At 60.6% G+C, this 25762-nt stretch carries 22 protein-coding genes; 8 read left to right on the forward strand and 14 right to left on the reverse strand.

Annotated elements, in window-relative coordinates; translation table 11 throughout:
* The first annotated feature begins 5 nt into the window (after positions 1 to 5).
* The 4 genes from V6S97_RS08330 (at position 6) to V6S97_RS08345 (ending at position 4191) form a co-directional block, all read left to right on the forward strand.
* A complete protein-coding gene (locus V6S97_RS08330; RefSeq protein ID WP_099085873.1) occupies positions 6 to 1064 on the forward strand; it encodes an ABC transporter ATP-binding protein in 1059 nt (352 codons plus the stop codon).
* 75 nt (positions 1065 to 1139) lie between these two features.
* Positions 1140 to 2102: a sugar kinase gene (locus tag V6S97_RS08335; protein ID WP_334426520.1), complete on the forward strand. Its 963-nt coding sequence runs from the start codon at positions 1140 to 1142 to the stop codon at positions 2100 to 2102.
* A gap of 143 nt (positions 2103 to 2245) precedes the next feature.
* Positions 2246 to 3304 carry a P1 family peptidase gene (locus V6S97_RS08340; protein WP_111792384.1) on the forward strand — a complete coding sequence of 353 codons (1059 nt, stop codon included), beginning with the start codon at positions 2246 to 2248 and terminating at the stop codon, positions 3302 to 3304.
* A 20-nt stretch (positions 3305 to 3324) separates the two neighbouring features.
* Entirely contained in the window at positions 3325 to 4191 is an 867-nt protein-coding gene (locus V6S97_RS08345; protein WP_003503995.1) for a D-amino-acid transaminase, read from the forward strand.
* Between the two features lie 64 nt (positions 4192 to 4255).
* Here V6S97_RS08345 and V6S97_RS08350 read toward each other — a convergent pair whose 3' ends face one another.
* The 7 genes from V6S97_RS08350 to V6S97_RS08380 form a co-directional block, all read right to left on the reverse strand.
* Positions 4256 to 5152, reverse strand: a complete 897-nt coding sequence (locus V6S97_RS08350; protein WP_003503993.1) for a LysR substrate-binding domain-containing protein — start codon at positions 5150 to 5152, stop codon at positions 4256 to 4258.
* Positions 5153 to 5280: 128 nt separating this feature from the next.
* Positions 5281 to 6792, reverse strand: coding sequence for a serine hydrolase domain-containing protein (locus V6S97_RS08355; RefSeq protein WP_003503990.1), 1512 nt, complete (start codon positions 6790 to 6792; stop codon positions 5281 to 5283).
* Between the two features lie 171 nt (positions 6793 to 6963).
* A complete protein-coding gene (locus V6S97_RS08360) occupies positions 6964 to 7704 on the reverse strand; it encodes an ABC transporter ATP-binding protein (RefSeq protein WP_003503988.1) in 741 nt (246 codons plus the stop codon).
* Positions 7701 to 8531, reverse strand: coding sequence for an ABC transporter ATP-binding protein (locus V6S97_RS08365; protein WP_003503986.1), 831 nt, complete (start codon positions 8529 to 8531; stop codon positions 7701 to 7703). The genes V6S97_RS08360 and V6S97_RS08365 overlap by 4 nt, the downstream gene beginning before the upstream one ends.
* A 3-nt stretch (positions 8532 to 8534) precedes the next feature.
* Positions 8535 to 9437, reverse strand: a complete 903-nt coding sequence (gene nikC / locus V6S97_RS08370) for a nickel transporter permease (protein ID WP_020011704.1) — start codon at positions 9435 to 9437, stop codon at positions 8535 to 8537.
* A complete protein-coding gene (locus V6S97_RS08375; protein WP_003503982.1) occupies positions 9434 to 10447 on the reverse strand; it encodes an ABC transporter permease in 1014 nt (337 codons plus the stop codon). Before V6S97_RS08375 ends, nikC begins: the two co-directional genes overlap by 4 nt.
* A 2-nt stretch (positions 10448 to 10449) precedes the next feature.
* Entirely contained in the window at positions 10450 to 12045 is a 1596-nt protein-coding gene (locus tag V6S97_RS08380; RefSeq protein ID WP_003503980.1) for an ABC transporter substrate-binding protein, read from the reverse strand.
* Positions 12046 to 12281: 236 nt separating this feature from the next.
* Here V6S97_RS08380 and V6S97_RS08385 point away from each other — a divergent pair, with 236 nt between their 5' ends.
* Complete coding sequence (locus V6S97_RS08385; RefSeq protein WP_111794769.1) at positions 12282 to 13322, forward strand: dipeptidase; 1041 nt, start codon at positions 12282 to 12284, stop codon at positions 13320 to 13322.
* Positions 13323 to 13380: 58 nt separating this feature from the next.
* Here the strand turns inward: V6S97_RS08385 and V6S97_RS08390 are convergent, their stop codons facing one another.
* Positions 13381 to 13674: a hypothetical protein gene (locus V6S97_RS08390; RefSeq protein ID WP_003503976.1), complete on the reverse strand. Its 294-nt coding sequence runs from the start codon at positions 13672 to 13674 to the stop codon at positions 13381 to 13383.
* Between the two features lie 275 nt (positions 13675 to 13949).
* Between V6S97_RS08390 and mprF the strand changes: the two genes are divergently transcribed.
* The 3 genes from mprF (at position 13950) to V6S97_RS08405 (ending at position 19543) form a co-directional block, all read left to right on the forward strand.
* The gene (mprF, locus tag V6S97_RS08395) at positions 13950 to 16550 is read left to right on the forward strand and encodes a bifunctional lysylphosphatidylglycerol flippase/synthetase MprF (protein ID WP_111794758.1); all 2601 of its coding nucleotides are present in this window, start codon (positions 13950 to 13952) and stop codon (positions 16548 to 16550) included.
* Entirely contained in the window at positions 16547 to 17917 is a 1371-nt protein-coding gene (locus V6S97_RS08400) for a virulence factor (protein WP_334426524.1), read from the forward strand. Before mprF ends, V6S97_RS08400 begins: the two co-directional genes overlap by 4 nt.
* Before the next feature lie 297 nt (positions 17918 to 18214).
* Positions 18215 to 19543, forward strand: coding sequence for a telomere resolvase (locus tag V6S97_RS08405; RefSeq protein ID WP_003503970.1), 1329 nt, complete (start codon positions 18215 to 18217; stop codon positions 19541 to 19543).
* A gap of 106 nt (positions 19544 to 19649) precedes the next feature.
* Here the strand turns inward: V6S97_RS08405 and V6S97_RS08410 are convergent, their stop codons facing one another.
* The 6 genes from V6S97_RS08410 to graA form a co-directional block, all read right to left on the reverse strand.
* Positions 19650 to 20936: an MFS transporter gene (locus V6S97_RS08410; protein ID WP_003503967.1), complete on the reverse strand. Its 1287-nt coding sequence runs from the start codon at positions 20934 to 20936 to the stop codon at positions 19650 to 19652.
* Positions 20937 to 21156: 220 nt separating this feature from the next.
* On the reverse strand, positions 21157 to 21495 hold the full coding sequence (locus V6S97_RS08415) for a YciI family protein (protein WP_035212644.1): 339 nt from the start codon (positions 21493 to 21495) through the stop codon (positions 21157 to 21159).
* Entirely contained in the window at positions 21492 to 22379 is an 888-nt protein-coding gene (gene graB / locus V6S97_RS08420; RefSeq protein WP_003503963.1) for a hydroxyquinol 1,2-dioxygenase, read from the reverse strand. Before graB ends, V6S97_RS08415 begins: the two co-directional genes overlap by 4 nt.
* Positions 22380 to 22391: 12 nt before the next feature.
* Positions 22392 to 23447, reverse strand: a complete 1056-nt coding sequence (graC, locus tag V6S97_RS08425) for a maleylacetate reductase (protein ID WP_334426527.1) — start codon at positions 23445 to 23447, stop codon at positions 22392 to 22394.
* Between the two features lie 3 nt (positions 23448 to 23450).
* Positions 23451 to 24434, reverse strand: a complete 984-nt coding sequence (gene tsdA, locus V6S97_RS08430; protein WP_020810403.1) for a gamma-resorcylate decarboxylase — start codon at positions 24432 to 24434, stop codon at positions 23451 to 23453.
* Positions 24435 to 24480: 46 nt separating this feature from the next.
* Positions 24481 to 25710, reverse strand: coding sequence for an FADH(2)-dependent resorcinol hydroxylase oxygenase component (gene graA / locus V6S97_RS08435; RefSeq protein ID WP_112278500.1), 1230 nt, complete (start codon positions 25708 to 25710; stop codon positions 24481 to 24483).
* Positions 25711 to 25762: the final 52 nt, after the last annotated feature.

The following is a 25762-nucleotide window of genomic DNA, read 5'->3' on the forward strand; positions in this document are numbered from 1 at the left end:
AAAACATGGCACCGGTCAATATTCTAAACGTCCAGAAGCGCTTCGGCGCGGTCAATATCATCCACGGCATCGATATCGATATCAAGGATGGCGAATTCGTCGTGCTGGTCGGCCCTTCCGGCTGCGGCAAATCCACCCTGCTGCGCATGATTGCGGGGCTTGAGGAAGTCAGCGACGGCGAAATCCACATCGGCACACGCGAGGTCAGCAACCTGCCCGCCCGCGACCGCGATATCGCAATGGTCTTCCAGAACTACGCCCTTTATCCGCACATGACGGTGAAGGATAATATGGGCTTCGCGCTGAAGCTGAAGAAGGTGAGCGCCGACGAAACCAAGGCCAAGGTCGACAAGGCCGCCGCCATTCTGGGGCTGGACAAGCTGCTCGACCGTTATCCGCGCCAGCTTTCCGGCGGCCAGCGCCAGCGTGTGGCCATGGGACGCGCGCTGGTGCGCGATCCGCAGGTCTTCCTGTTCGATGAGCCGCTTTCCAACCTCGATGCCAAGCTGCGCGTGCAGATGCGCGGCGAGATCAAGGCCATGCACCAGCGCATCGGCACCACCACCATCTACGTCACCCACGACCAGGTGGAAGCCATGACCATGGCCGACAAGATCGTGGTGCTGCATGACGGCGTGATCGAGCAGATCGGCGCGCCGCTGGAGCTTTACGACCGCCCGGCCAACCTTTTCGTCGCCGGTTTCATCGGTTCGCCCGCCATGAACTTCATTCGCGGACGCGTTGAAGAAGGCGTGTTCCGCACCGTGAAGGGCCTGAGCCTTCCCCTGCCCGCAAACGCCGATATTGCTGCACTGGGTGGCCGCGACCTCGTCTACGGCGTGCGCCCGGAACATATCCGCGCGGCAAGCGGCGGCATCGAAGGCCGGGTCGAACTGGTCGAAGGCACGGGTTCGGAAATCTATGCCAAGCTAAACTGCAAGGGCGACGAGATCGCCTGCCTGTTCCGCGAGCGGCTGGATGTACGGTTTGGCGATACGATCCATATCGCCATCGACCCGGAAATGGTGCATCTCTTCGACAAGGCAAGCGGCAAGCGCATCTGAGATGCATTTCCAGTAAAAGTGCGTAGCGGTTTTACGTCCGGAAAATGCGTAAAACAAAGAAATAGGATGACGGGCATGGATAGCCAACACGAGAGCCGCAGGCATGTGCTGTGCGTGGGCGCTGCCGTGCTCGACACCCTGTTTCGCGTGCACGAGATGCCAAAGGGCGAAGGCAAGGTCCTGCCCTATGAGATGCTGCAGATCGCCGAGGGCATGGCGTCCAGCGCAGCCTATGCGGTGCATCGCATGGGCGGCCGCGCGAGCCTCTGGGGCGCTGTGGGTGACGACGAGACCGGTACCCGTATCCTGCGCGATCTCGCCGAAAGCGGCATCGACACCACAGGCATGACGGTCGCCGCCGGCGCACGCTCCGCACTCTCGACAATCATCATCGATGATCGCGGCGAGCGGCTGATCGTGCCTTTCTACGATCACCGGCTGCACGAGAAGAAGCGTTCCTGCACGCCAGCAGACCTCGCGCCTTTCGACGCCGTTCTGGTGGATGTGCGCTGGCCGGAACTGGCGCTCGATGTGCTGGATGTGGCGCGCTCGCTCGGCAAACCCGCCATTCTCGATGGAGACGTCGCGCCTGTCGAAACACTTGAGAAGCTTGCGCCTGCCGCAACCCATATTGTCTTTTCCGAACCAGCCGCCGCCCGGTTGACGGGACTTGAGACGGTAAAGGACATGCTGCCGGTACTGCACGCCCGCTATCCGCAGACCTTCATTGCCGTCACTGGCGGACCGGCAGGCTGCTACTGGACGGAAGCAGGCGACCCGATTGTCCATTTTCAGGAAACGATGCAGATCAAAGCGGTGGATACGCTGGCGGCAGGCGATATCTTCCACGGCACCTTTGCGCTGGCGATGGCCGAAGGCATGGAAAGCCGCGCCGCCATCCGGCTCTCCTCCGTTGCCGCTGCGCTCAAATGCACGGTCTTCGGCGGCCGCATCGGCGCACCCACACGCGAAGAGACCGAAGACGCGATGCGGCAATGGCTGGAGCGTGAACGGGGACCGGCGCTACGCGCCTTCTGAGCGCATCCATTGCCCGCATAAAACTATTCCATTTTTGCGATGCCGTTTCCCGGCGAACTAGGCTAACGTCAAGTCAGAGCAAAGCTTTTCGCAAGCCGCGCTTGTTCCACCTTGAGCCTGCATTCCGCAAAAGTGATCGCCCGATGCATCAGACGACCCGCCCGAGACTGCGCGATATCGGCTTGCCGCCCGGCCATTTCGAGACCGGCCCGCTCAATGCCATCACCGATGTCGAAGGCGTGACGATCGGCCATTCGACCGTCATCGAAGGCGACACGATCCGCACCGGCGCAACCGCGATCCTGCCGCATGGCGGCAATCTTTTTCAGGACAAGGTGCCCGCCGCCTTCGCCGTCTATAACGGTTTCGGCAAGTTTGCAGGCTCGACCCAGATCGAGGAACTCGGCGAACTCGAAACGCCTGTCATCCTCACCAATACGCTTGCAACCGGCCGGGCAATCGAGGCGATCAACCGCCATACGCTTTCGCAGCCAGGCAATGAGAAAGTGGTATCCATCAATGCGGTCGTTGGAGAGACCAACGACTCCCGGCTCAACGACATCCGCGCCGGTCGCCCGACCATCGAGGAAATCTCCACCGCGCTGAAAAACGCTGCCACAGGCCCGGTGGCCGAGGGCGGCGTTGGAGCCGGAACCGGCACGGTGGCTTTCGGCATGAAGGGCGGCATCGGAACCGCATCCCGCATCGTCACCGTCGCGGGGGAGGCCTATACGCTCGGCGTTCTCGTGCAGTCCAATTACGGCGGCCATCTTTTGGTTTGTGGCAAGCCCTATGTGAGCCCTGATCATAAAGACAAGGATGGCTCCATCGTCATCATCGTCGCAACCGATGCGCCGCTCTCTTCCCGCAATCTGAAGCGCCTGGCCGCCAGAAGCTTTGGTGGGCTGGCCCGCACGGGCGCAGCACTGAGCAATGGATCTGGCGATTACGCGCTGGCATTTTCCACCAACGAGCGCCTTCGCCGCACGCCTGCACGCCGCAAGGCTGTCACAGACTATCCCGAGCTTTCCAACGATGCCATCTCGCCGCTCTTCGAAGCGGCAATAGAGGCAACCGAGGAGGCGATCCTCAACTCGCTCTGCACGGCCACAACGACATCAGGTTTCAATGCCGGCACCGGCAAGGCCTCCACGGTCGAAGCCATTTCCATCGACGCCCTTAAAACCCTTCTTTCAGCCTGACTTTTCCAGACGGAGTTTTCATGACTAGCCCATCCGGTCGCATTGTTTACGTCAACGGCGAATTCCTGCCCGAAGCGGACGCCCGCCTTTCCATCTTCGACCGCGGTTTCCTGTTCGGCGACGGCATTTATGAAGTCACCTCGGTTCTGGAAGGCAAGCTGATCGACAGCGACCTGCACATGGCCCGGCTGGAACGCAGCGCCCGCGAAATCGACGTGGCCCTGCCGGTTACCACGAAAGAGATCGTCGAGGCCGAACGCCGCCTGATCGCCGACAACAACCTCGTTGAAGGCATGATCTACCTGCAGCTGACGCGTGGCGCCGAAGACCGCAACTTCCTGTTCTCCGCTGATCTGAAGCCAACGCTTGTCATGTTCACCCAGGCGAAAAAGCTGATCGGCACCCCGGTCGAGGAAGCCGGCATCGCCGTCAAATCGGTGCCCGACCAGCGCTGGGAACGCCGCGACATCAAGACCGTCTGCCTTCTGCCGCAGGTCATGGCAAAACGCATCGCCAAGGCCGAAGGCTGTGACGAGGCGTGGATGATCGAGGATGGTTTCGTGACCGAAGGCGCGTCCTCGACCGCTTACATCGTCACCGCCGATAAAAAGATCATCACCCGTGGCAACAGCAACAAGACCCTGCCCGGCTGCACCCGCCTCGCCGCCCTACAACTGGCCAAGGAAGCCGGCTTCACGCTGGAAGAGCGGCCCTTCACGCTGGAAGAAGCGCTGAACGCTGACGAGGCCTGCCTGACCAGCGCCTCCAACTTCGTGGTTTCAGTCACGAAGATCGACGGCAAGCCGGTGGGTAACGGCAAGCCCGGCCCGATGGTGAGCCGCCTGCGCGCCCTCTACCTCGAAAACGCCCGCCGCACGGCGATCTGATCGAAAGCGTTTGTTTGTCGCATTTCCGGACGGAAAACCGGAGTCCACTTTTCCTGGAAATGCTCTAACCCTCGAGAACCGCCCAGATGCGCTCGACCACGGGCCGGCGGTTCTCCTTCGAACGATAGAGCCTGATATCGACCGCAATATCGAAGGTGGGATCGGCGGCGCGAACCAGCGTGCCGCTATCCAGCTCGTGCCGCATCAGGCTTTCCGGCACCCAGGCGACACCCCAGCCGGCCATCGCCATGGCTTTCAGCCCCACCGACATGCTGCCCTCATGCACCCGCTCGAACTGCGGCAGGCGCGCGCTCAGGAGATCGCGCAGCAAAGGCCCGAAGAACGAGGCCTTTTCATAATCGAGATAGGCGAAGGGTTTTCGCGCATTTTCCACCAGCGCATGCAACGGCGAACCATCTTTCGCCGGCGCGGAAACGGGAATGATGTTTTCCGCGCCGAGCACGCGGAACTCGAAGGTCTGCGCATCAAGCAGCATCGGCACTTCGGGATGGGCATAGGTCAGAAGAAAATCGCTTTGCCCGTCCACCAGCGAATTGAGGTTTTCCTCCATGCTGCCGGAATCGGGGCGCAATACTGAAAATAGCGGCCCGGCCGTCTCGTTGACCCGTTTCAGCCAGTCGGGAAAGAAGGTGAAGGACAGGGTATGCAGGGCCGTCAGCCGAACAGTCCTGGCATCTGCCCCTTCTTCCTGCAGCAGGGTGCGCCGCGCATGATAAAGCTGCTTCAGCGTTTCCTGCGCCACCGGCACGAACTTCACGCCCGCCTCGGTCAGCCGCGACGGATAGGAGGCGCGATCGACCAACGTCGCGCCTACCCAGGCTTCAAGCTGCTTGATACGCCGGCTAAAGGCGGATTGCGTGACATGTCGCTCCTCCGCCGCTTTCGAGAAATTGAGCGTTCCGGCCAGCGCCAGGAAATCCTCGAGCCATTTGACTTCCACGGCTCACACTCCCAACAAAAATATCTTCCCGGTTATTCAGAAGCGTCTTTATTAGGTGCAATGAGGCGTGAATGAAACCCTCTTGTAAGGCGCGGGGCTGCGGCCAATCGCCGGATCGGCCTGACGACCTAGCGGCTTCGATAATATTCGATCATCCGCGCCCGGCTGGAGATCAGCTCGATCCGGTCATCGCCCAGCCGGTTGAGGCAGACGCGCTTCGTCCAGGGGCCATCTGTGAGCGTGAAGAGAAAACGGCCGTTACCGAGCGCCTTCAGGGCCATACTGCGGCGGGTCGGACCGATGCCCATCGTCAGCGACGAACCGCTGATCGAAAATTCTGCCCCCTCATCCGAACGCCACGTTCCCGAAAGATCATCCGGCACGGCATGATCGGCGACAGGCAGGAAGCAGCGGGCGGCGTGACCGACCTCGCCGACAATGGCATCGCCCTCAAGCCTGAGACGCATCGGAGAGGATGCGGAGCGGGAAGAGACCCAGCCATCGACATCTTCATAAAGCGTGTCGTCGCCATCGATGAAAGTCGAGGTGCTGCCCTTGATCTCCAGCCACCACGGCCCGCTTTCTGTCACGTAAAGACCATCAGGCAGGCTGGCGGCGGGCTTGGGCAGCGGCAGACCGGTCAAAGCCGCCATGCTTTCCAGCGCGATCTTGAAGCCGTTGGTATCCTCGCGATTGGACACCACGACGAAACCCGTGCCGTTTTCAGGATCGAGCAGGAAGTAAGTCTTGTAGCCGGGATGCGAACCGCCATGACCGACGAAACGCGTATCCCCCAGATGCGACCAGCGCAGGCCGAGGCCATATTCGCTCATCCGCCCGTCGGTAAGCGGCCGCTCAGCCGAAAGCCTGTCAAGAACACCCGCAAAACTGCCCTCGCGCCGCATCAGCCCCTGCAGCCAGCGGGTCAGCGCTTCGGCACTGCCGGCAAGACTGCCGGAAGCGGAGATATGCAGACCGGCCGCCGAAAGCTGCCAGTTGTCTTCCGACTTCCAGTAACCCGGCACAAGGCCGTCGACCGGATCGTTCCAGACATCCGGCGCCTTCAGGAACACGCCGAACGGACCGGCAATTTGCTCCTGCACGAAATCGTCAAAACGGAAACCGCGACGCTCCAGCGCCGCTTCCACCAGACGATAACCGGTATTGGAATAGGACACCTCACTGCCGGCATCGAAATTCAGTCGGGTCAGCCTGGACAGATAGCCGAGAAGCGGTCCGGCCTTCGTTTCGGTGTAAACGGAAAGGCCAAGCAGCGAGAGGCATTCCCGCGTATCCGGCAGGCCGCCGCTCATATCCAGCGCCTGCCCGACCGTCACCTCGCGGAGCGGCGATTGCAGCTCCGGCAGATGTTTGCCGAGTGGATCGTCAAGACCGATCAGATCGGAATGGGCAAGCACCATGGCGCAGAAGGCATGTTTAGTGACGGAGGCATAACGCACCACGCTTTTCGGCGTGAAGGGCGCAAAGGTCGAAAGGCTCTCAACGCCACCAGCATGGGCAAACCGGATGCCGCCGATATCGAAACCGATAACCGCCCCGCCCGGCTCGTTGCCCGCCCATTGCGAGACGAAGCTCTCGGCAAGCGTTGAAGCGGCGTTCCAGTCGAATTGCTGTGACATTGTTCGGTCTCTTGTGTCTTCATTGAAAGCCGGACGGACGTGGGAACCGACACGGCATATTCGGGCTTGACCCGAGGATCCACCTCTCACGGGTGCATGGATCCTCGCCTCAGGGGCGAGGATGACGGAGGAAAGCTTGTGCTGCCTCTCCATCATCCCCAAAGACCTATCTCAGGCCGGCTCTTCCAGCCGGATGCTCAGGCTGCGCAGCTCTTCCGTATGCGGATGTTTGATGCGGCCCTCGCGCAGATCACCGGCGCTCAGTTTCTCGACCATGTCGCCATTCAGCATCACGCCCACCTGTGGGCACAGATGCGCGATAACAGCCAGATTGTGGCTGACGAGGATATAGGTGAGGTTGCGCGCCGCCCGCAAATCCTGCAACAGGTTCAGGATTTCCGCCTGCACCGAAACGTCGAGTGCCGAGGTCGGCTCATCGAGCAGCAGAACCTCAGGGTCGGCGATCAGGGCACGCGCAATCGCCACACGCTGGCGCTGGCCGCCCGAGAGCTGGTGTGGAAACCGGAAGCGCACCGCCTGCGGCAAGGCAACATCCGATAGAGCCTGCTGGATGCGTTTTTCGATATTGTCCATGCCGTGAACCAGCGGCAATTCGCTGAGAATGCGGTCGATGGTCTGGCGCGGATGCAGCGAACCATAGGGGTCCTGAAACACCATCTGCACCTGCCGGAAGAATTCCGGCGTGCGCTTCAGCGGTGCGTCTTTGCCGGCAAAGGCGATGCGGCCTTCCCAGCTTTCGTTGAGACCCGCCATGGCGCGCAGGATGGTGGACTTGCCCGAGCCGCTTTCGCCAACGATGCCGAAGCTGCCGCCCTTTTCGACCGAAAAGGACACGCCCTTCACCACTTCACGGTCGCCGAACTTGATACGGAGATTTTCGACGTCGATCATAGGCTGGACCACGCTGCATCACGGTTGAGAACGGGAAGACGCTCGCGCGGATGCGTCAGCGAGGGAATGCAGTTCAAGAGACCCTGCGTGTAAGGATGCTGGGCTTTCAGGAGTTCGGAAGCCTTCAGTTCCTCCATCACCCGGCCGGAATACATGACAGCCACGCGGTCGCAGAAATGCGAGACAAGCGGCAGGTCGTGGCTGATGAGGATGAGACCCATGCCGCGTTCCGATACCAGCTCCTCGATCAGCCGCAGGATTTCCGCCTGCACCGTGGCATCGAGAGCACTCGTCGGTTCGTCGGCGATCAGAAGCTCGGGATCGGGCGCCAGCATCATGGCGATCATGACACGCTGGCCCATGCCGCCGGAAACCTCGTGAGCGTAGGACGAAGCGACCTGGCGCGGATTGCGGATCTTCACCTGATCGAGCAGAGCGATTGCCGCCTCCATGGCCGCACGCTTGCTGCCGCCCTTGTGGGCGCGCCAGGCTTCCGCGATCTGTGCACCCATGGTCTTGACCGGGTTCAGCGAATATTTCGGATCCTGAAGGATGAAACCTGCCCGTTTTCCTCGGATCTGGCGCATCTGCTTTTCACTGGCGGAAAGCACGTCGATACCGTCAAAGGAAAGCTTGTCGGCCCTGATATCAGCATTGGAGGGCAGAAGCTTCATCAGCGCGCGCGCCGTGAGGCTCTTGCCCGAACCGGATTCACCGACGATGCCGAGCTTTTCTGTTCCGAGCTTCATGGAAACACCGCGCACCGCCTCGAAGCGGCTGGTGCGGGTCTGGAACGCGATCTTCAGATTTTCGATTTCGACCAGCATGGCTCAATGTCCCTTCGGGTCGAGCACGTCGCGCAGACCATCGCCAAGGAAGTTGAAGGCGAGCGAGACGAGGAAAATGGCGATGCCCGGAATGGTGGCGACCCACCATTGTTCGAAGATGAAGCGCTTGGCCGTCGCAATCATCGCACCCCATTCCGGCGAAGGCGGCTGCGCGCCCATGCCGAGGAAACCGAGGCTGGCGGCGGTGATGATGATCGAGCTCATGTCGAGCGTGATGCGCACGATAAGGCTCGGCACGCAAAGCGGCGCGATATGGCGGGCAATGATGCGCCAGGCGGAAGCACCCGTCAGCCGATAGGCCGCGACGAAATCGCTGCCGCGAACCGTCATTGTTTCGGCGCGAGCGAGACGCGCATAGGGCGGCCAGGCGGTGAGCGCGATGGCGAGAATGGCGCTTTCGACGCCAGGCTTCAGCGCCGCGACGAAGGCAAGCGCCAGGATGAGGCGCGGGAAGGCCAGGAACACATCGGTCACCCGCATCAGCACCGTATCGACGATACCGCCGAAATAACCGGCGATGCAGCCGATGGCGAGACCGATCGGCGCAACGAGAACGACGACGGCAATGACCATGCCAAGCGTGACGCGGCCACCATAGAGGATACGCGAAAGGATATCGCGACCCAGCTCATCCGTGCCGAACCAGTGCTCGGCACTCGGAAAGGCGAGGCGGTTGCCGAGGTTCTGCGTCGCCGGATCATAGGGCGCGAGCCATGGCGCCAGCAGCGACAGTGCGATGAAGAGGACGATGATGGTCAGACCGACCACCGCCAGCGGGTTGGACTTGAGGTTGAGCCAGATGCGGTACCGGTTTCCCCAGGCAGCCTGGCTGCGGGAATGCGGCGTCTCATCCAGAGCCCAGTTTCTAAAATTAGCTAACATCATCGAACGCGAGGATCCATAACTCTGTAAAGCACGTCTGCGAGCAGGTTGAGGGCGACATAGATGAAGCCGATCAACAGGGTTGCTCCGACGACCGGGTTCATGTCCGCGTTCATGAGCGAGACGGTGAGATATTGGCCAAGGCCCGGCCAGCTGAACACGGTTTCCGTCACCACGGCGCCTTCGAGAAGGCCGGCATAGGTGAGCGCGAGAACCGTGATGAGCTGCACGGCGACCGTGGGGAAGGCATGGCCCCAGATAACGGTCATGGCGGACAAGCCCTTGGCGCGGGCGGTGATGACATATTCGCCCTTCAGCGCATCGATCATGAAGGCGCGCGTCATGCGGGTGATATAGGCCATGCTGAAATAGGCGAGAATGCAGACGGGCTGCACCATATGGGCGATGGCGTCGTAAAAGGCGTCCCAGTCACCCGCAAGCAGCGTGTCGACCGTCATCAGGCCGGTGACCGGCGAGATCATGCCGTCATAGATGATATCCTGCCGGCCCGGTCCCGGTGCGACGCCGAGCGTGGCGTAAAAGACGAGCAGTGAAATCAGCGCCAGCATGAAGACCGGCACGGAGTGACCGGCAAGGCAGACGACGCGGATGACCTGGTCGGTCAGCTTGCCTTGCTTAACCGCCGCCCAGACACCGAGCGGAATGCCGATCAGCGCAGCAAGGATGAGGGCTGCGGTGGCAAGTTCGAAAGTGGCGGGGAAGACGCGTTTGATGTCGATCCAGACCGGATTGCGGGTCAGGATCGAATTGCCGAAATCGCCATGCAGAACCTGCGAGACATAATGGAAGAACTGCACGACCAGCGGCTGGTCGAGACCCATTTCGGCCCGCACCCGCACGATGACGTCTTCGGGCGCATTGTCGCCGACCGCCGCAATGACGGGATCGACGGGCATCACGCGCCCGATCATGAAGGTGATGATCATCAAACCGAACAGCGTCAGGATGACGCTGCCCAGTATCGACGATATGCTTTTAACGCGCTTGTTCAATGTCACGCTTTCTTCGCATCGTGGTAGGAATTGCCCTCGGAGAGAACGCCCAGTTCGAAACCGGAAACGCCCTTGCGGAAGGCCGCTGTCTTGGTGGTCTGGAACATGAACACGAAGGGGCTGTTTTCCATGTGCTCGCGCTGCAGGGCTTCATAAAGCTCCACGCGCTTTGCCGGGTCCTTCTCGTCACGGGCGGCTTCCGCCTTGGCGGCGAAATCGTCGTTCTTGAAACGCGAACGCCACAGGAAGGGCTTCGACTTGGCGTCGTCGCCATTGTCCTTGTTGATGTTGAAGACATCGGCGTTGGAATGCGGATCGAAATAATCCGTGCCCCATGCGGAAAGCGCCATCTGGTGTTCGCGAGCGCGCATCTTGGTCAGGACCTGACGGTTCTCAGCAGACTGCAGACGCACCTTGATGCCGATATCGGCAAGGTTCGCCTGAATGGCCTGCGCCAGATCCGGGTAAGGCTGGGCGGAGTAATGATCCATGGTGATCTCGAAACCATCGGCAAGGCCGGCTTCCGCCATCAGCGCCTTGGCCTTTTCGACATCGCGCTGGAACGGCGTATCGTCGACGGCGCCGGGGAAACCTTCCGGCTCGAAGCTCTGGTGAACCTTGTGGGACAGCGGCACGATGTTTTCCTGCATGCCCTTGTAGTCCAGCGCCCACTTGATCGCCTGCCAGACCTGCGGCTTGGCAAGGTTCTCATTGCCCTGATTGAGCGAGATCAGCACCAGCGAGGCAATGCTCTTGCGCTCCAGCTCGATGTTCGCGTCGTTCTGGGCGCTGCGCAGCTGTTCCGAGGTGAGGTCGCGGGCAATGTCGATATCGCCCTTCTGCAGCATGAGAAGCTGGGAAGACGGATCGGTGACGTGGCGCAGGATGACGCGCTTGATGTTACCCTTGTAAGGGCCGTTGGGATTGACGGTCAGCGCTACGCTTTCGCTCGGCTTCCAGGCCTGCAGCACGAAATCGCCGGAACCGGCGCTGTTCTTCTGCAGCCAGCCATTGCCGAGGTCTTCACCCGAAGCATTGGCGAGAACCGCCTTCTTTTCGACGATCGCGCCGATATTGGCGGAGAGGCAATAAAGCAGGAAGGAGATGGCGGTCGGCTTTGCCGTTGTCAGCTTCACCGTCTTGTCGTCGGCGGCAACGATGGTCGTCTCGGCATTTTCAGGCGTGAAACCGAACTGGCTGATGATGAAGGCCGGGCTCTTGTTCATCTTGATGGCGCGCTGCAGCGAGAAGGCAACGTCTTCCGCCGTGACTTTCGCACCGCTCGAGAAGGTCGCCTCGTCACCGATCACGAAGGTGAAGACCTTGCTGTCCGCATCGGCTTCCCAGGATTTCGCGATGACGGGATCGACCTTGGTGGAGTCTTCGCGGTTTGCACGCACCAGCTTCTGGTACATGTTGGAGATGATTTCACCGCCCACGGCTTCGAAACCTTCATGCGGATCAAGGCTCGTCATATTGTCCAGCTGCTGGGCGACCACCAGAATATCCTTGGGCGTCGCGGCAAAGGCCGGAATGCGCGCATAGGACAGGAACGGAACGGCAGCGCCGGCAATCAGCAGGTTGCGTCTTGAAATCATCGAAAATCCCCTTTCGGACCTTATTTTTCGGAAACGGTGTGGGTTTGCCCCAATCCAGTCATTTTTTTTATGTTTTCCCGCGATTACCACGAGCAAACGAGGCCCGACCAATTCCAAATTTGGCAGAGCCTATGCACGGATTGCATTTGCTCCCGCCTTGACCTTTCCTCTACCAATTCCCAAAAGGCTGAATAGGTGCGCGCCCGCGCCCTCCCCCTATCCGAAGGTGAATGACCATGACCGATCAAAAACCCGTACCCGTCTTCGACGGCCACAACGACGTGCTTCTGCGGTTATGGCGATCGGGCAATGCCTCTCCCGAAACGCTTCTCATCGAGGGTGATACGGTCGGCCACATCGACCTGCCGCGCGCCAGGAAGGGCGGGTTGGCCGGTGGCCTCTGCGCCATCTACGTCCCCTCGCCCAGCATGGAGAAGGACGCGAACGGCGACTTCACGACACCGGCTGAAGCGGACGCGCTGAAGGCGACGCTTGGCATGGCAGCCCTGCTGTTCCGCGCCGAGAAACAATCAGGCGGTGCGCTGAAAGTCTGCCGCACGGCCGCCGAGATCCGCAGCGCGATGGCAGAGGGCGCCTTTGCCTCCGTCTTCCATATCGAGGGCGCAGAAGCGATCGGCGCCGATCTGGATGCGCTGCATGTTCTCCACGAGGCTGGCCTTCGCACGCTCGGCCCGGTCTGGAGCCGCCCGAACATCTTCGCCTACGGCGTTCCCTTCCGCTTTCCGTCGACACCGGATATCGGCCCCGGCCTCACCGATGCCGGAAAACGGCTGGTAAAGACCTGCAACGAACTGAAGATCATGGTCGACCTGTCGCACATGAACGAGCAGGGTTTCTGGGATATCGCCAAGATATCGGATGCGCCGCTGGTGGCATCCCATTCCAACGCCTATGCGCTCTGCAATCACAGCCGTAACCTGACGGATCGTCAGCTGGACGCCATCCGTGACACGGGCGGTCTCGCCGGCATCAATTTCGGTGTTCTGTTCCTGCGCCAGGACGGCGTGAAGAACCCGAATACCGATCTGAACGAGCTGGTGCGCCATGTAGACTACATCGTCAACCGTATCGGCATCGATCATGTCGCACTCGGCTCGGATTTCGACGGCACCACCATTCCCGCCGCCATGAAGGATGCAGCCGACCTGCAATTGCTGGTCCAGGCCTTGCGAAACGGTGGTTACGACGACAAGGCGCTTGCCAAGATCTGCCACGGCAACTGGATCCGCGTGCTCGAAAAAACCTGGGGCGCGTGAGGCGTAAATTGCAATTCATCTCCGGCGCTGAGCGCCGGAGACAGGAAGCGGCAGGCCCTTAAGCCTTTGCCGCTTTTTTCTTGCCGCTCGCCCGGAAAGCCAGAAGCCCGGCGACAACACCGATCATCGCCCATTTCATCGGCAGCACATCCGCCGTCTCGCTGCGGATCGGCAAAACGGTCACGGTGCCCGGACGGGATTCATAACCCATCTGCCCTTTCGCCTTGGCCTCCGCAATCTGCTGCGGCGAAACGACCCATTCGGCACCGCGCATCTTGTCCACCGCCATGTATCCGCCACCGGCCACGAGGGCGACGACGAGTGAAACAACTATTCTTGTGGGCATGTTCATTGGCATCTCCTTCAATCGAAAGGAGCGTGTAATCGCATCAAACGGCACCACCAAGCAACCACAACGGTCAATTTGCCGCCTTTCGGAACAATCCCGTAAACCATGCATTCCACAGTTGTATTTCTCGCTCCAGACTTGTTGAAATTCGCGCATGATCGGACACAAACTTCACATCGACACTTCATGCTTTTCTGCTAATCACATTTCCGCAACAGAAACGAATTAGCGACACAATCCTATGGTTCGCCAACAGGAACGGGCGCTGGGCAAAGTAAATGGCAGACAAGAGCGAAATTACACAAACCGATGTTACTGAATCCGCGGTTGAAAGCTTTTTTGCCAGAAACCGTCCTTATCTGACCGCGATTGCCATCACGCTGGTCTTCGTGATGATGACCTTCGCCATCTATCACCTGACCTCCGAAGTCCGTTATGACGACGTCATCGATGCGCTGACGCAGACCTCGGCTTCGGCGGTGCTGCTCGCCATCGTTTTCACCGCGCTCAGCTTTCTGGCGCTGATATTCTATGATGCCAATGCGATCGAATATATCGGCCGCAAGCTGCCCTTTCCGCCCATGGCGGCAACAGCCTTTGCGGCCTATGCCATCGGCAATACCGCCGGTTTCGGTCCTTTGAGCGGTGGCGCCATCCGCTTTCGCGCCTATTCCCGGCTGGGCCTGTCGCCCGGCGAAATCGCCCGCGTCATCGCCTTCGTCACGCTGTCCTTCGGGCTTGGCCTGCTTTCGGTCAGCGCCCTCTCCACCTTCATCGTTGCACCACGCATCGCCGCCATTATCGGCGTTGATGCCGTCATCCTCAGAGGTGCGGCGCTCGCCATCATCGCGGTTCTCGTGGTGGCGGCCTATGTCGGGCGTAACGGGCACGCGATCCGGCTCGGCAAATGGCGGCTGCGCCTCCCGGACAGCCGGACATCGTCGCGCCAGTTCCTCGTCTCCGCCTTCGATATCGCCGCCTCCGCCTCCGTGCTTTATGTCCTCCTGCCCGACACGCATCTCGGCTGGCCGACATTCTTCGCAATCTACGCCACCGCGGTCGGCCTCGGCGTCCTCAGCCATGTGCCGGCCGGTCTTGGCGTCTTCGAAACCGTGATGGTCGCAGGGCTTGGCAATGCCATCAGCGTCGACCAGCTGCTCGGAAGCCTCGTTCTCTACCGCGTGATCTATCACGTCCTGCCGCTGGTGGTGGCCATTCTGGTCATGCTCGTCTCGGAGATGAAGCAGTTCGCGGCAAAGCCTGTTGTCTCCGATATCAGCCAGCTTGCCGTGCGGCTCGCGCCGCCGCTGTTATCAACCTTCGCGATGATCCTCGGCACCATGCTGATCTTCTCGAGCGTGACGCCGACACCCGACAGCAATCTGGATTTCCTGTCCAATTTCGTGCCGCTGCCGATCGTTGAGGCAGCGCATTTTCTGACCAGCATTCTCGGCCTCGTGCTTGTCGTCGCCTCGCGCGGCCTCGGGCAGCGGCTGGATGGCGCCTGGTGGATTGCGCTGGTCGCCGCCTCGCTGGCGCTGGTTCTCTCCCTCCTCAAGGCCATTGCCGTGTTCGAAGCCGCCATTCTCGGCGTCTTCATTGCGGCGCTTTCCGTCAATATGCGCAGCTTCAACCGTCATGCCTCGCTGGTGAAACAGGCGCTGGGCCCAAGCTGGCTCGCCGCCATGGCCGTCATCATTGCCGGCGCAGCGACAATCCTGCTCTTCGTTTACCGCGACACGGATTACAGCCAGACATTATGGTGGCAGTTCGAATTCTCCGGAGAAGCGCCGCGCGGATTGCGCGCCCTTTTAGGCCTCGTGCTTGCCTCCTCCACCATCGCCATTTTCAGCCTGATGCGGCCGGTGGCCTTCCGGCCGGACGCCATCAAGGCCGACGACGTCACGAGTGCAACCGGCATCGTCATGACACAGGATGCGGCCGACGCCAATCTGGTGCGCATGGGCGACAAGCATGTGATGTTTTCCGAAAGCGGCAACGCCTTCATCATGTACGGCATTCAGGGCCGCTCCTGGATCGCGTTTGCCGATCCGGTCGGCGATGAGGATGATTTCCCGGATCTGGTCTGGCAATTTGTGGAAGCCGCCCGCGCTGCCGGTGCACGCGCCGCCTTCTATCAGATTTCACCTTTCCTCCTCTCCCATTGCGCCGATGCGGGCCTGCGCGCCTTCAAGCTGGGCGAACTGGCGCTGGTCGATCTCACCGCATTCGAGCTGAAGGGCGGCAAGCTCGCCAATCTTCGCCAGTCGCTGAGCCGCGGCGCGCGCGACGGACTGACCTTCGAGGTGATCGAGCAAGCGCAGGTGGCGGATATTATGGATGAGCTGAAACAGGTCTCCGACGGCTGGCTCGCCCACCACAATACCCGGGAAAAGCGCTTCTCGCTCGGCGCTTTCGAGCCGGATTACATCCTGTCGCAACCCGTCGCCGTGCTGCGCAAGGATGGAAAGATCACCGCTTTCGCCAATCTGATGGTGACCGCCACGAAAAAGGAAGCCACCGTCGATCTCATGCGTTTTTCGCCGGATGCGCCACGCGGCTCGATGGATTTTCTCTTCGTCAGCATCATGCAATATCTGCGCGAGGCCGGCTATGAGAGCTTCAATCTCGGCATGGCTCCGATGTCCGGCATGTCGAAGCGCGATGCGGCACCCGTCTGGGACCGCATCGGCAGCACGCTTTTCGAACACGGCGAACGTTTCTACAACTTCAAGGGACTTCGCGCCTTCAAGGCAAAGTTCCACCCGAAATGGGAACCGCGTTACCTTGCCGTGCAGAACGGCGCAGACGCCGCTCTGGCGCTGATGGACGCGACGGTTCTGATTAGCGGCGGCGTCAGAGGAGTGATCGGAAAATGAGAAAATCCAGCATGTTGAAAGCGGTCCTTGCCGCCTCCGCCCTGTTTGCCTCCACCGCAGTTTTTGCTGAGGACAAGCCCGCTTACGAGACCGGCATGATCCCCGCCGAGCACATCATGGTGCCGGATGGCGAAATTCTCGCCAGCGTCTTCCTGATTTCCGACGCGGACGGATGGACGAGCACCGACGAGACCCGCGCCAAGGCGCTGGTGGAAAAAGGCGCCGCCGTGGTCGGCATCGACTTCAGGGAATATCTGAAGGCGCTCGAGGCCGATGAAGACGAATGCATCTATATGATCTCGGACATCGAGTCGCTGTCGCAGCAGATCCAGCGCACCGCCGGCACCAGCAGCTATCGCCAGCCCATTCTCACCGGCATCGGCAAGGGCGGAACGCTGGCACTGGCGATGATTGCGCAGAGCCCGGTCTCGACCATCAGGGAAACCATAGCCGTCGACCCCAAGGCCGGCCTGCCGCTGGAAAAGATTCTCTGCACCCCCGCCACCAAGGACAAAGCCGATGGCGAAACGGTCTATGGCCTGACCGATGGCCCGCTGCCCGCCCCCGTGAGCGTGCTGTTCACGCCGGCTGCGGACCAGAAGGGCCGCGACCACGTCAACGCGCTCGTCAAGCTGCATCCCGATATCGACGTGACGGATGTGGATGACAAGGCGGACGAGGTTCTGACCCAGACCCTGTCCGATCAGGTCGATGCCGCAGGCGACACCGACAGCCCGCTCGGCCTGCCGATCAAGGTTCTGGAAACCAGCCCGGTGATGGACACCATGGCGGTGATCTATTCCGGCGACGGCGGCTGGCGCGATCTTGATGAAGAAGTGGGCGGCGCATTGCAGAAGCAGGGTATTCCCGTGATCGGCGTCGATGCGCTGCGTTATTTCTGGAAAGAAAAACAGCCACAGGAAGTGGCGGGCGACCTTGCACGCATCATCGACACCTATCGCAAGGAATGGAAGGTTCGCAACGTCGTGCTGATCGGCTATTCCTTCGGCGCCGACATCATTCCCGCCACCTATAACCTCCTGCCGGAACGGGCGAAATCACATGTCGTGCAGCTCACTCTCATGGGCCTGTCCACGGAAGTGGATTTCGAAATTTCCGTTCAGGGCTGGCTCGGCGTTGCCGGAGAGGGCAAGGGCGGCAAGACCGTGGATGATATCGCCAAGATCGATCCGAAACTGGTGCAGTGCATCTATGGTACGGAGGAAGAGGATGAAGACCCCTGCCCCGGCCTGAAGGCGAAGGGCGTGGAAACGCTCGGCATCGAAGGCGGCCATCATTTCGACGAGGATTACGAGGCGCTTGCCAACAAGATCGTGGCAGCGCTGAAGACCCGACTGCCGAAGTAAGCCGGCCAATCGCGGCAGGCTTGGCAGACATTCCGAAGCCGGCTGAATAATGCCGCTGGATTTTACCGGTATGAACCATGGAAGCCGGCAGCATTTTCCAGCTTCCTGGGCGAGCGACGCCGCTCGGAAACCGTTTCCCATATTTTCCTAAATCACCGCCATGCTTGCGGAATCGGTCAAACTATTATTCAAAAGAAATCGGCCTGCGGCGAATGTTCATCATATTCCCGCAACCATGCTGTTGTTGATCGCCAAAGATGGATTTTATATTTCCCGACCGGTTCAGGGAGCCGCCGCATGCCCGCCTTAAAACGAAAAACAAAAACACCGGTCCTCGTCGAACGCATCGATCAATTCGTTGGTAAGGTCAGGGAGGCGATGAAAAGCGATGAGACGCTGCGAAACAGAAAAATCCGTGATCTGTGGGATGCCGAGGTCCGCTATCATTTCGACAATGGCCGCACCGAAAAGACGCTCGAACTCTACATCATGAAATACCGCTATGCCCTGAAGGCTGAATTCGGCCCAAAGAGCACCCCGCTTGCCATCTGCAACATGAAGAAGCTGCGCGAGCGGCTGAAAACCTATATCGAACGGGCCGACTATCCGAAAAACGGCGTCGCGACATCGATTGTCGAAAAAATCGAGCGGGCGGAATTCAATACCGCCGGCCGCAAGCCGACCGTTCTTCTGCGCATCGCGGATTTCATTTCGGCGATGAATGGCATGGGAACGAAAGACGAGATGCAGACCCTGTGGAATGCTGAAATCAGCACCATGAAGGGCAGAGCCCAGACCACGATCATCTCCTATATCACCAAATATCGTAACGCCATCCGCGAGGCCTTCGGCGACGATCACCCGATGTTGAAGATCGCCACCGGCGATGCCGCGATGTATGACGATGCACGCCGGGTGAAGATGGAGAAGATCGCCAGAAAGCACGGCGCACTGATCACCTTCGAGAATTATCGGCAGGTTCTGAAGATCTGCGCCGATAAACTCCTGTCCGCCGATCCCCTGATGATCGGCATCGGCCTGATCGGCATGACCGGACGCCGCCCCTATGAGGTCTTTACCCAGGCGGAATTTTCACCTGCCCCCTATGGCAAGGGCGTTTCCAAATGGAGCCTCCTGTTCAACGGTCAGGCCAAGACGAAGCAGGGTGAGGGAACGAAATTCGGGGTGACCTATGAAATCCCGGTGCTTGCCCGCTCGGAAACCATTCTGGCTGCCTATAAGCGCCTGCGCGAAAGCGGGCAGGGAAAATTGTGGCATGGCATGTCGATCGATGATTTTTCGTCGGAAACCCGCCTGCTGCTCAGGGATACGGTTTTTAACCTGTTCGAGGATCTCTGGCCGAAGGAAGAACTTCCCAAGCCGTATGGCCTCCGGCATCTCTATGCCGAGGTGGCCTTTCACAATTTCGCGCCGCCGCATGTGACCAAGAACAGCTATTTCGCCGCCATTCTCGGACACAACAATAACGACCTCGAAACGTCGCTTTCCTATATGACCTATACGCTGCCGGAAGATCGCGACGATGCGCTGGCACGGGCCAAACGCACGAACGAACGGACGTTGCAGCAGATGGCGACGATCGCGCCGGTTTCCCGCAAGGCATGATGAGTTAGAGTTTTCTAGCATTCTCCGGGCGCAAAACCGCTCCGCAGCTTTGCCGGAAATGCTCCGGCCGCGGATTTCAGTCCTCCGCGGCCAACCGTTTCATTCATCAAACCCGCGCGTCACCGGAGGTGCGGTAAAGCAGGGTCAATACAGTCAGCATCAGCCCCACGAGTGCGACCGACCCGAAAATGTAGAAATTCCACTCGGGCGCCAGACCCCGCTGCAGCACGAGGCCGCCGATCATCGGGCCGGCAATGCCGCCGAGCCGCCCGACCGCCAGCGAAAAGCCGAGACCCGTGCCGCGAATATGGACGGGATAAAGCCGCCCCACCAGAACATTGGCGAGAATCTGGGTTCCGATGGTGCCCGCACCCGCAAGGGCGACGAAGGCATAAAGAAGCGGACCCTTGTTCACCGTCAGGGCAAAGATCGAGGCGGCGCCGATGGCAAACAGGATCGCCACGACCACCTTGACGTTGCCCTTATCCGCAAACCGCCCGCCGATGAGAATGCCGATCGCAGCCCCGACATTGAGCATGACGGAAAAGCTGAGCGCCGAGCTGATGTCATAACCCATCCTGTTCATGATGGTGGGCAACCAGTTGACCATGCCGAAGGTGAGAAGCAGCGAGCAGAAGTGGATGCCCCAGGCATTCAGCGTCGAGAGCAGCCGGCCTTCCGAGAATAGCGCGCCGACACCGCCCTTTTGAATTTTCGCATGCGGCGCGATGCGTTGCAGACCGTAGCTGTCGCAAATGCCGTCAGCTTCCGCCTGCCGGCCCTTGCTTGCCAGCCATTCCGGCGATTCCGGCAGAAACCGCATGAAGATCGGCAGAAGAACAAGCGGCAGACCGCCGATCAGCATCAAGGGCCGCCAGCCATAGGTCTCCAGAAGGAGGATGCCCATCACGCCGGAGATAATGCCGCCGATAAGATAACCGAGGAAGGAGAGAGAATTGGCCTGCGCCCTGCGCTGCGGCGGCGAAAATTCCAGCACCAGCGCGGTAACCGTCGGCAGCAACGCGCCCAGCCCCAGACCGGCAAAGAAACGCGTGATTTCGAAGGCGAGAAAATTCGGCGTCATGGCCGAGGCGATCATCATCGCCGAAAAGCCGGCGAGGCTGAGAAGAACCACCTTCCGGCGGCCGATGCGATCGGCCATGGTGCCGGCAAAAAGCGCGCCCAGCAGCATGCCCACCAGCGTCAGCGCCGCGGCGCGCCCGACCATGGCGGGGTTGAGCGCCCATGCGCTTTCTTTCAAGAGCGCCGGTGCGACAGCGCCATAAACGACGAGATCATAGCCGTCAAACATGATCATCAGGCCGCATGTCGCGATAACGCCGGCCGGGTTCTTCGTCCGCACTGAAGCGGCGCTCAGATAATTCGTGGACATGTTCCTCCCTTTCACGCATGAACGCGCCATCCGGAATGGATAAGCGTCTTCCCGTCCCTGCGATATCCTCCGTGAGTGCCCGGCGTGCTCCACCCTGATATGTGTCCCGCTCCTGTCAAGCCACATATCGCCGGCATCACCCGCCTTCGATTAAATGTTGCATTTGCAAAAATTGCAAATGAAATATTAACAAATGCCAAGCACATCGCGCCGACGAAATTCAGTCGGGTTCCAGCCCGGAAATTATCGACAGTGTCGGCGTCCAGCTCAAAATATGAATGCGGTTATAGACACCGTGAATGACGAATGGATCGGCATCGCTGAATGCGATGACGTCTTCGATCGAGAGCGCCTCGGCAATGATGAGTGCAGCGGAAGGACCGCCGGCGACGGCATTCATCGGGCCGGAAGCAAGAATTCTAAACCCTTCGGCCATGGCTTCGCCATTGCGCAGATGAGCCTTGTGAGCGCTCAACTGCGCCGCGCGCTCAACCGCCGCAGCGGGATCGCTCTCGGCAAAACGCACGTAAAGCCCGGGTCGATTGCTCCCGCCGCTCATCGGGCGAGCACGAAATCATGGTTCACCGACCAGAACCAGTCGCTGACGAAACCCAGATCCCGCGCCTTCTTAACATCCTCCACCCGCTGGAAATCGGCGAGCAGACTTTCCTTCACGCCGAAGACCGCATCCGAACGGATATAGGGGTCATCGGGATCGAAAATATGCGTGACGAGCGTGGTAAAGCCTTCGGCCGAAACGATATAATGCAGATGCGCCGGCCGGTAAGGATGCCGTCCCATGGCCCGCAGCAGCTGCCCAACCGGGCCATCATCTGGGATAGGATAATATTTCGGCTTCGCCGCCCGGAACCAGTAGCGCCCGTCCTCGCCGGTGATGAAAACGCCGCGCAGGTTGAAATCGGGCTGGATGCCCTTCTGCTGCACGTCATAAAAACCTTCGTCATTGGCCTGCCAGACATCGATACGCGCACCGACGACCGGCGCTCCCCCGGTATCGAGGATGCGGCCCGTGACCACCATGTCCTCGCCCTTGCCATCGAGGCAGATGTTTGCACCCATCGGCATTTCCGGCGCATCGGCCACATGGAAGGGGCCGAGAACGGTCGATTCCGACGCACCGCTCGGCTTGCGATGGTTGATGGCGTCGACCAGCATGGAGACGCCGAGAATATCGGAAAACAGGATCCATTCCTGCCGCCATTCATTGCAGATCTGGCCGACCTCGGTGAGGAAATGAATGGCCTTCATCCACTCCTCCTCGGTCGGTTCGATTTCCTTCACCGCCTCGTGCAGCTTGCGCGTCACGACCGCCATGATTTCCATCAGACGCGGATCGTCACAATCGCGCATCCGCGCGATCACGGTTTCAGCCGAACGCTCCTCGACGAAGTAGCCGTCATCTCTGGTCATCTTCATATCCATCGTCTCCTCCCATTACTCCGGCCGCGCGCCCTCGAAGGCGCGTTGCAAAAGGTCGCGGATCGCAGTTTTTTCGATTGGCCGCGGGCACCAGTAAGGATTGGCCGTCGCCAGCTCTGCCATGGGGTCGAGATCGTCCGACCGGACCCCAAGAGCCGCAAGGCTTGCCGGCGCGCCAAGCCGGGCGGCAAAATCATAAAGCCCGGCCCCTGCCCTGCCGCCGACAAGAGCGGCGAGCGGTGCGAGCAGATCCGGCACCGCCTGTTCCACATAGGCGATGGTGTGTGGCAGAAGCACCGCATGGGTTTCCGCATGCGGCAGGTCGAGACTGCCGCCCAGCGTGTGACAAAGCTTGTGATGCAGCGACATGCCGACGGCGCCAAGCACCGAACCGCACAGCCACGCACCATAAAGCGTGGTTTCGCGCGCCTTGATATCCCGCGGCTCGGCCTTCACGCCGGGAAGGGCCTCGATCATCGCCCGCAGCCCCTCGACCGCCATCAGGCTGGCGATGGGATTGCGATCCCGCGCATAGAGCGCCTCCACCGCATGGGCCATGGCGTTGAGGCCGCTCGTCATGCTGATGGCGACAGGCAACCCAAGCGTCAGTTCCGCATCGTAAATCACCACCTCCGGCAGGATTTCCGGCCCGCGCATGGTGGTCTTCACCCCGTTTTCCGTCTGGCCGAGAATGGGCGTCACCTCGGAACCGGCATAGGTGGTCGGAATGACGATCTGCGCCGCATCGGTGCGCAGCGCAATGGCCTTGCCGAGACCGGTGGTGGAACCGCCACCGAGCGCCACGACGCAATCCGCACCGGCGGTGCGATAGGCTTCGACCGCGTTTTTCGTCACCTCGACCGGCGTATGCATGGTTGCATCACCGAAGACACCGGCAGCAAGCCGGCCAAGCCGGGCGGCAAGCGCCTCCGCGTCGCCCTTCTGCTGCGGCGTGGAAAGCACCAGTGCCCGCGACAGGCCAAGGCGGCGGATTTCCTCCGCCACGCCCGCCGAGCTGCCCGCGCCGAAAACGATGCGGGCGGGAGCGGCCGTATAGACGAAAGGCTGCATGGTTCAGTGTCCGTCGAGCTTGAACAGGCGGCGCGCATTGGTGCGGCCGATCTTCACCCGGTCGGCCTCGGCAATGGTGGTCGCATTAAACCAGTCGGAGGCGTGGTCGATATTCTCGAAGGGCCAGTCGGTGGAAAACAGGATGCGATCCGCACCGATTTCCAGAATGGCGTCGATCAGCGTCTGGGTGCGGAAATTGCCCGAGGTGGTGATATGGAAATTCTCGTTGAAATAATCCACGAAACGACGCTTGGCCGGATAACGCGGCGGCAGCTTCACCCAGGCATTACGATGGTCGATGCGCCACATCATGTAAGGCAGGCCCTCGCCCATATGGCCGAGAATGATGTTGAGGCGCGGATATTCGTCAAACAGGCCTGAGGCCATGAGACGCAGCGCATGGACCGCCGTTTCCTGCGCGAAAGCCCAGGTGGGGCCGAGCAGCCAGGGATGGCCGTCATAGATGCGCGAATCCTGCGGCAGCGGATTGCGCGGATGCAGGTAGAAAGGCACGTCGAGCTTTTCGACTTCACCCCAGAACGGGCGATATTGTGGCAGATCGTAATAAAGCGGCGTCTGGCCATCGCCCTCCTGGCTGAAGCCGTTGACGAGCGCGCCGACGAAGCCGAGATCGTTGACGCAGCGCTGTAATTCCTCGGTTGCCGCATCGGGGTCCTGCAAAGGCAATGCTGCGAAGGCAAGGAAGCGATCCGGCCGCTTGGCGCATTCTTCGGCGAGAAAGTCATTCGCCCGTCGCGCGATTTCGATTGCCTTCTTCCTGTCAGGAATAGCCTGCACCGCCGGCGCATTGAGCGACAGGATCATGGTTTCGATGCCGTGCGCATCCATCAGCTTCAAGCGCGTATCCTGAATGTCGAGCAGGCGATGCTGCAATTCCTTCCAGTAGTCGCCGGGCACGAAACCGGCCGAATCCTGAAGTGTTTCCGGGATTGCGAAATGCTCCTCGAGAGCGACCTTGCCTTGCATGTAGTTTCCTCCGAATTCACTGTGTGATGTGCCGCCCGAGAGGCGATCAATATTGACCCTTGGGTTCCAGCCCGAGCATGCTCTGGCCGATCATCGTACCCACGGCATCCCAGTTCATGCTGATGTGGCGACCGACCGCATTCGCATCCCGCCACGCCCGCTGCACGGGGTTGGAAAGATCGAGCCCGACGCCGCCGGTGGAATCGTTGAGCGCCTGCACGGCGCGCAGTGCCAGAGACACCGCAAAGGACTGGCCGCGACGGCTGAGAAGCCGGTCATCCACCGTAAATTCCGCCCGACCTTCGACACGAGCCTGCGCCAGTGCCTGTGCCCGGGCAACATCCCGCAGCAGGATTTCGCACGCCGCATCAACGCTCGCGGCAGCTTCCGCGACGCGCAGCTGAATGGTCGGGAATTCGGCCATGCGATTATTGCCACCCGCCACCGCGCCGCGTGTGACCCGGCCGCCGACGTGATCGACATAGGCGGCAAGCGCACCCTTGGCCGCGCCGACGCCAGCCGCCGCGAGACAGGAGGGAATGCCGGTCAGAAGCGGCATGTTGAACAGGCCTTCCTCCGCATAATAATGCCCGCCGGGCGTCTTTCCGCTGGTGGCGTCGGGAAAGGTCAGAACCCGGTGTTCGGGAATAAAGACATCATCGAGAACGAGCGTCTTGGAACCCGTGCCGGCCAGGCCCACCACATGCCAGGTGTCTTCAACCACATATTGCCCGGCAGGAACGAGCAGGAAGGCCGGAACCGGTTTTCCTTCGCCCTGCGGCGGCAGGATGGCGGCACAGAGGGACCATTGCGCGTTTTCGCAGCCGGAGGCGAAGGCCCATTTGCCACTCAGGCGGTAACCGCCATCGGCGAGCTCCGCCATCTTCACCGGCGCATAGGAACCGCACAGAAGCGCATCGGGATTTTCACCCCAGACATCGGCCTGCGCCTCTTCCGGAAACATCGCCAGCAGCCATTGATGGGCCGATAGCAGGCCGGCGACCCAACCGGTCGACGCACAGGCGGCCGAAAGCTCGATATTGGCCTCGACCAGTTCGGCGAAATCTCCACCCTTGCCGCCGAAAGCGCGAGGCTTGACGATATCGAAATATCCAATGCCGCGCAGCGCCTCGATATGGCTTGCGGGAACACGCCGGGCCTCCTCCGTCTGTCTGGCGCTCATCCGGAAAAGATCGGCTATGCCGGCGACGCGGCTTGCGAGGCGGACACGCGGGGTCGTTTGCGCCGGCAGTGGCGCATGGCTCATATCGTTCATGATTGTCTCCTTCCGGACGTTACTGGCCGGACGTTGCTGGCCGGCGGTTATC

The organism is Agrobacterium sp. CCNWLW155, from assembly GCF_036888815.1.
Taxonomy (GTDB): domain Bacteria; phylum Pseudomonadota; class Alphaproteobacteria; order Rhizobiales; family Rhizobiaceae; genus Agrobacterium; species Agrobacterium radiobacter.